5 protein-coding genes are annotated in these 7,471 nt (G+C 37.5%); 4 read left to right on the top strand and 1 reads right to left on the bottom strand.

The window, feature by feature from the left end:
* The coding region (locus PHC29_08510; GenBank protein ID MDD5109519.1) for a hypothetical protein at positions 1 to 1,426 on the top strand (1,426 nt) is incomplete at its 5' end.
* On the opposite strand, the gene PHC29_08505 is transcribed toward PHC29_08510, so the two are convergent.
* The gene (locus PHC29_08505) at positions 1,423 to 2,259 is read right to left on the bottom strand and encodes an NHL repeat-containing protein (GenBank protein ID MDD5109518.1); all 837 of its coding nucleotides are present in this window, start codon (positions 2,257 to 2,259) and stop codon (positions 1,423 to 1,425) included. The genes PHC29_08510 and PHC29_08505 overlap by 4 nt on opposite strands.
* A gap of 239 nt (positions 2,260 to 2,498) precedes the next feature.
* On the opposite strand from PHC29_08505, the gene PHC29_08500 reads away from it, so the two are divergent.
* The 3 genes from PHC29_08500 to PHC29_08490 all read left to right on the top strand — a co-directional run.
* Positions 2,499 to 3,995: a radical SAM protein gene (locus PHC29_08500; protein MDD5109517.1), complete on the top strand. Its 1,497-nt coding sequence runs from the start codon at positions 2,499 to 2,501 to the stop codon at positions 3,993 to 3,995.
* Positions 3,996 to 4,150: 155 nt separating this feature from the next.
* Positions 4,151 to 6,043, top strand: a complete 1,893-nt coding sequence (locus PHC29_08495; protein MDD5109516.1) for a tetratricopeptide repeat protein — start codon at positions 4,151 to 4,153, stop codon at positions 6,041 to 6,043.
* Positions 6,044 to 6,153: 110 nt separating this feature from the next.
* A partial coding sequence (locus PHC29_08490; GenBank protein MDD5109515.1) for a tetratricopeptide repeat protein occupies positions 6,154 to 7,471 on the top strand: 1,318 nt, incomplete at its 3' end.

Here is a 7,471-nt window from a genome sequence, read left to right as displayed (position 1 = left end):
CAAGCCCTTAGTTCAAAGGAAGGCAGCCCTGTTTTCTGATTTTTCATCTTTTTATAAAATCCTATCGGCCAAAGGCGATTCACAATTTTCTTTAGACAGAACAAAATATGCGCCAGACCGCTGGGGAAGGTATGTATATAATAAATTGAAAAAAGAATACAAGGAAGAGAAAGCCAGATTAGCCGCAACAGGTGCCTTTAATCAAAAGAATTACGGTGTAGACCTGATATCTTCTTCGAGCGCCTGGTATATTGTTTGGCGAAAAGTCTACCTTCGCAAGGGCTCCGCGGACGAAGTGCTCTTTGCTTTACAAAATATGTTAGATAAGACTGCTAATAAATATGAAAGCCTGGCTATTAATCTTTATATCGCCAGGCTTAAGCTTTATAACTGTATAGGCGAAATTAATAGTGAAGAAGAAGTTTGCCGGTATATCTTGGCCAGGAGGTTCTGGGCAAGACCTATAGCGCTTCATCCTGCCCATTTAAATTCAGTCAGAGAAGAGATATGCCAACTGACTAACTTATTTAACTGCCTGGTTAGCGGCCCGGACAGGGAGTTTGTTTCGGATAATTCCTTACCCCGGAGTATATTTTTTAATTTATTGGGCAGGGATATAGCCAGAAGCAAAATAGCTTTTGATGAAAAAATGTTAAAATTCGGTGCCCAGAACAAAAAATGGCGGGGGTATCTCCTGGAAGGTTTCCTGGATGAGGAGATAATTTTAGGCCAGTTAGATATATCCATTATAAAGAGGCTGTTAGAAAAAGCCGATCAAGGGGAGGTGGCTGTAATTTCGATATACCTTGGCAGGTTGTTATATTTACAAGAAAGCCAGCCGAAACTTGAATCCTTAAAAAAACTCTCTCGTAGTTTGGGGGCTAACTGGGACCATCTTTCTTATGGGTTAGGTATTCAGTCAGGATTGGATTTTTTTGAAAACAAACAAAAGTTTTTCTCTTTAAGGGAAGAATTCGAGAAATCCATGACCATGTTCTTTTATCCTGGTTTTGGCCGGGGGATAGCTGGGAAGCTTGGTTTAGAGGCAAGCAGTTTTAAAAGAAAAATTAAAGATATCCCGAATTATCTGAAAGTATATTGTTACCTTGGTTGGGGAGAGAACCTGCTTGAAATATCCGATTTCGATTTTGAAAAAGCGGCATTACGAATATCAAAAGAAAATATTTCTAAAAATGAAAAGAATTTTGCTTTTCGCGGTTTAGGGCTAGCCGTCGCCCACTGGTATTTTAATGAGTTAATTAAAGGCGCAGTATTATTGAAAAAAATCAAGGATACCGATTTTAGATATGATTGTTTTTATGGAATGCAGGATTTTATTTACCATTATGGCGCAAGGTGGGGTAAATATGACCCAAGAGCCATGGGTAGTATAATCTCGAAAAGCAGTGGGTTAGAAAAACACTAATCTTTTGTGATTTTTAGGATCCGGCTTTTTATATTATCGGAAATATAAAGATTATCCTGGTTATCGAAAGCTATGCCTTCCGGGCGGCTTAGGCCGTCTTTAGGGGACAATACCGGTACCAGCTTAGAATTAGCAGATAGTTTATAGACAATATTTGAACCGCTGTCTGAAATAAATAAGTTGCCTTTAGAATCAAAAGAAATTGATTCTGCGGCTATTAGTCCATTTGAACGGTCTAATAACAAGGTGTACGAGCCGTCAGCTCTGAATTTAAAAATAGCTCCGGCTTCATCATCGGCTACATAGAGATTTCCTTTATTGTCAAAGATAAGGTCCTCGGGGGTGATTATGCCGGAAGTAAAATCTGCAAAAACGGAAATTTGTTTATCCGGGGTAATTTTAAATATGCAGAACCTTTCTTCGTCGGCGGTAAAAAGGTTGCCTTTTGAGTCAAAGGCTAATCCTTCCGGCTGTAGGATTCCGTTTGAACGGTTAAGAAAAACGCTTCCTTTGTGGGGGGCTTCGAACCTAAAAACAGTGCCGGTAGCGTCATCGGATACGAATAGAATATTATCTTTGATGGCGATACATTCGGGTTCGACCAAACCATCATTTTGGTCGGCAAATACCGATATCTCCCCTTGGGGGGTTATTTTAAGAATGTTATGCGCCTTTTCATTGGCAACAAATAAATTATTTTCGCTATCAAAACGTAATCCGTCGGAATGCGATATACCGTTTTCCTCGGTTGCAACTACTTCCAACCGGGCATAGGCATAGGTGAAAGATAAAATTATAGAAAAGAAAAAAATAAGCAGGCTATTTTTAATCATTTTTAATAGAAACAGTATACCACAATTAATTTTTGAAGGAAATAATGTTGAAGCCTGGCGTTTTTAGGGAAAGAATAATGTTAGTATTATTCGGGATATTTTTATCCCGCATCTTCTTAGAAGCCGGATTGCGCCTTGGGGGGTTCATATTTTTTTTAGTTCAGGACCATCGCAATACTTTTTCTTTGAAACAGAAATCAACCTAGACCATCCTGTGTTTAGGAGAGTCTACAACTGCTTTGGGAGGCGCATACCCTTATCCTTCCCAGCTGGAAAGGATTTTAAACTCATCAAATCGGGATGTGAAATTTGGCGTAGTCAACAAAGGGGTGCCGGGCATACATACTGGCGGAGTTCTGGCAAATTTAACCGGCAACCTGGATTTCAAAGAAGCGCATACTTTAAGGGCGTACTCCAAGAATTGTAAAAATTTATGTGTACAGTCTTGTTATTCAGACGAAGACTCCTTTCGCTTTATAAAAGTGCTGGGAATAAAAAAAATGAATGAGTATTTTGAAAGAGAGCTGATAAAGCTAGAAGATATGATCGGTTTTTACGCCAGCCGAATCATTGCTTATCCTTTAATCGCTCCCGAACACGTGTATTTTTCGCTGACTAACAGATGCTGCCTGCGCTGTATTATGTGCGATATACCAAAATCTTCTTCGGGGCAAGAAAATGAAGCGACCACCCTAGAGGCAAAAAAAATTATCCAGCAGATTAAAGAGTTGGGAGTAAGGCACCTGATACTTTCCGGCGGCGAACCGCTGCTGCGTAAAGATATTATCGAGCTTATCAGCTTTTCCAGGGAAGCCGGGATTGCCTGGGTCGATATTATTACTAACGGCACACTTATTGATGATGATTACGCTCAAAAACTGATTAAATCCGGGTTAAACCATATCACTGTTTCTTTAGACGGTTTGCTTGAGGCCAACGATCAGATAAGAGGAAAAGGATCTTTTAATAAATCTTCCGCCGCCATCGATAAATTAAATTTTTATAAGGAAAAATTAAATTTAAAAGGCCCTTCAATCGGCATAAATTTTACTATCCTCAATAAGAATATCGGCGATATATTGAAGATAACCGAATTTGCCAGGAATAAAAAATGCAATACAGTTGTATTCCAGCCCGTTTTAGTCAGTAATGTCAGCATGCAGGAACGTAAAAGAAGCGATCTGTGGCCATTAACCGGGGAGCTTAATATGCTGGAAAACAATATCCGTAAGCTGGTTGAAATAAAAGAAAAAGCCAAAGATATGTTTATCTATACCGATTCGGTCATATTAAAGGCTATTCCGGATTATTTCAGGGGCAGGCGGCCAGGCAAACGTTTTAAGTGTTACGAGGGGATTAAGCGGATTGTAATAACCTCGGAAGGAAAGCTATGGAGCTGTATGGGCACATACGGGGATTTGAGGAAAGATAATTTAAAAAAACTTTGGCATTCCGAGCAAATGCAAAAGATAAGAAAGAATGTAAAAAAATGCAAAGCCCATTGCCTTCAGGACTGCGTCTATTTTCCCATGGATATTTCCGGGCAGATAAATCAATTTTCTTCCGGCATAACAGACATCCGGGATAGCCAGGAGCTGCGTTTGCGGTTATCTTCAAGGATTGATTTTTGCGCAGATTATCTGAAAGCTAACCTGAGATCCAACCCCTGGGATTTTTTCAATTTAAAAAGGGAAATAAGCAGGTTAGCTGCGATTAAAAGGGATTTATCGAAATAAAATAAGTGGCAAGGGATTAAGAAAACATGGACCATCTGAAAAAATTCAGGCAAAATCTGGCTTATTATTTTTCCGATAAATTAAACCGGCCCCTGGCCTAAGAATTACTTAAGGCGATAACTTTATCCAAAACAGATATGGGTGTTATCTAATATATGCCATTGCAGGCTAAACTTTCAATTATACAGAAAACAATACTGATATTATTTGGAATATTTTTATCGATTATTATTCTTGAGATAGGGTTACGTTTTGGAGGGTTTATATTTTTATCCGTGCAGGAATATCGGAATATCCATTCTTTGAATCAAAAATCGACTTGCCGCATCCTATGTTTAGGAGAATCCACAACTGCTTTAGGCGGGGAATATTCTTACCCTAGCCAACTGGAAAGAATCCTAAACTCCGCAAACACAGGAATAAAATTCAGCGTAATTAATAAGGGTATTCCGGGAACCCATACTAAAGCCATAGTAGAAGATTTGCCAGACAATTTAAATAAGTATAATCCGGATATAGTAATTACTATGATTGGTATAAATGATCAACTTGAATTTTTACAAGCCCAAGATGTAACATCTAATTCAAAAGTAGTTAATTTCTCAAACCAATTAAGGGTTACTAAGCTTATAAAGTTTCTCTGGTTGTATATTAAGACAAAAATAAATACTCAAAAGATATGCGGAACTGTGGTTAACAGAGAATTCAGGTTTTTATTTTCCGATTTTGTTTTGGGATTGAAAAATTGTTATGCCAATCAACAAGATTCTGTGGGTCAAGAACCGTCATCTAAGGAAGATATAAAACCGGATTCAAAAAGTGACGCTGCATATGTAGGTTTGGGATGGTCTTATTTAAATCAGCAGAAGTTATTCCAGGCAGAAGAAGAATTCAAAAAAGCCTTAGTAGCTAACCTGCAAAGTGACTCAGCATATGTAGGTTTGGGAACTTGTTATTCTCGCAGAGGAGATTTATCCCAAGCTATAGATATGTATAACGAAGCCTTAAAGATCAACCCTAAAAGCGATACCGCATATACAGGGCTAGGGTATTGTTATAGCTATAATTCTAAATTTGCGCAGGCAGAGGAACTGTATAAAAAAGCTATAGAAGTAAATCCAAATAGTGATTATGCTTATCTTGGATTAGGACAGGTTTATTCTAATCAACTAAGGCTATCCCAGGCGCAAGAGGCCTTTCAAAAGGCTCTAAAGATCAACCCTAAAAGCGATACCGCATATACAGGGCTAGGGTATTGTTATAGCTATAATTCTAAATTTGCGCAGGCAGAGGAACTGTATAAAAAAGCTATAGAAGTAAATCCAAATAGTGATTATGCTTATCTTGGGTTGGGGTGGGTTTATTCTTATCAGTTAAAATTCGTTCAGTCAGAAGAGGCATTCAAAAAAGCCTTAGAGATAAATCCCAATAATTATAATACATATGTTGACATGGGATCTATTTGCAGCGCGCAGGGAGATTTATCCCAAGCTATAGATATGTATAACAAGGCCTTAAAGATAAATTCTAAAAGTGATATTGCATATAATGGGTTAGGATACTGTTATATGTCTAATTCTAGGTTTGCCCAGGCAGAAGAAGCATTCAAAAAAGCCTTAGAGATAAATTCTAGAAATGATAAAGCATTGGGAGGGTTAGCGGAGTTATGCCAGGAGAGAGGTCAATTTGAATTTGCTAACGAATATCGTCAAAAAGCAAACGCAGCACGGTTAAAATATTATAATTCCTCCGTTTTCTTCAACTACTTAAAGCTCAAGGATATCCTAGATCAAAGAAGGGTTAAATTTGTCTGTGTGCAGTATCCTAATCGTAGCATTGAACCACTAAAAAACATATTTAAAGACAAGCAAGGTATTATCTTTGTTGACAATGAGAAGATATTTAGGGATGCAATTAAGAAGGATGGATGGAAAGAATACTTTCAGGATGCTTTCGCTGGCGATTTTGGCCATTGTACCCCTAAGGGAAACAGGTTATTGGCAGAAAATATTGCAAAAGCTATCCTAAAAGAGGTCTATAATAAGTAAATAGGAGGGTCTCTGGCAGGGTTCTTAAAAACTGTTCGTTGAAATATGCAGGCTATTTTGGGATAATATTATATTTAAAAGTTAATCACTAAAACAGGAGTAAGGTTATTATGCAGGCTAAACTTTCAATTATACAGAAAACAATACTGATATTATTTGGAATATTTCTATCGATTATTATTCTTGAGATAGGGTTACGTTTTGGAGGGTTTATATTTTTATCCATGCAGGAATATCGGAATATCCATTCTTTGAATCAAAAATCGACTTGCCGCATCCTATGTTTAGGAGAATCCACAACTGCTTTAGGCGGGGAATATTCTTACCCTAGCCAACTGGAAAGAATCCTAAACTCCGCAAACACAGGAATAAAATTCAGCGTAATTAATAAGGGTATTCCGGGTATACATACAAGTGGTATACTAGAAAATTTAACAGATAACTTGGAAAAATATAATCCGGATATAGTAATTACTATGATCGGCATAAATGATCAGGTAGTTTATTTACAAGACCAGAACTTAAAAATAATTCCAGAAAAAAAAGATTTCTTTAGGGAATTAAAAATTTGGAAGCTCGGGTATTTTATTTGGTTACATAGTAAAGCGAAAATAAACGAACTCAGGATTCATAAGAAGGAAAATAAAAAAGATAATTCTTTATCTTTTAATTTTGTTTTCGGATTAACGGATCTTTATGCTGAAGATAAAAATTCTTTACAACCAGATCAAATTAATTACGACGAACATGTTAATTTAGGATGGTTATACACAAATCAAAAAAAATTCGTCCAGGCGGAAGAAGAGTTCAAAAAGGCTTTAGAGATGAATTCGCAATGTGATAATGCATATTTTGGCTTAGGGACTTGCTACGCGCGCCAAGAAAGATTTGCTGAAGCAAGGGCATTATTGAGAAAAGCTCTTGAAGCTAATCCCAAAAACTATCGTGTATACATTGAGCTTGGAGGATGTTCCAATTGCGAGGCAAAACATGGGCAGGCGGAAGAGGAGTTTAAAAAAGCCCTAGAGATAAACCCGCAAGCGGAAGATGCGTATCGCGGGTTAGGTTGGACCTATGAGCTTCAAAAAAAATATCCGCAGGCAGAAGAAGCATTCAGTAAAGCCTTAGAGATAAATCCGGACAATTATTACAATTGTGTTGATTTTGGATTATTGTGTAGTTTAAAGGGAAGATATTCTCAGGCAGAAAAATTATTAAAAAAGGCTTTAGAATTAAGGCCAGGGGATGAACAGGTATATGCTAATTTAGGGTGGTGTTATAAACTTGAAAAAAAATATCCGCAGGCAGAAGAAGCATTCAAAAAAGCCTTAGAGATAAATTCTAGAAATGATAAAGCATTGGGAGGGTTAGCGGAGTTATGCCAGGAGAGAGGTCAATTTGAATTTGCTAACGAATATCGTCAAAAAG

The sequence above is a fragment of the Candidatus Omnitrophota bacterium genome, from assembly GCA_028712255.1.
Taxonomy (GTDB): domain Bacteria; phylum Omnitrophota; class Gorgyraeia; order Gygaellales; family Profunditerraquicolaceae; genus UBA6249.
Note: the sequence above shows the minus strand (reverse complement) of the source record. Positions and strands in the feature narration are given on the sequence as shown.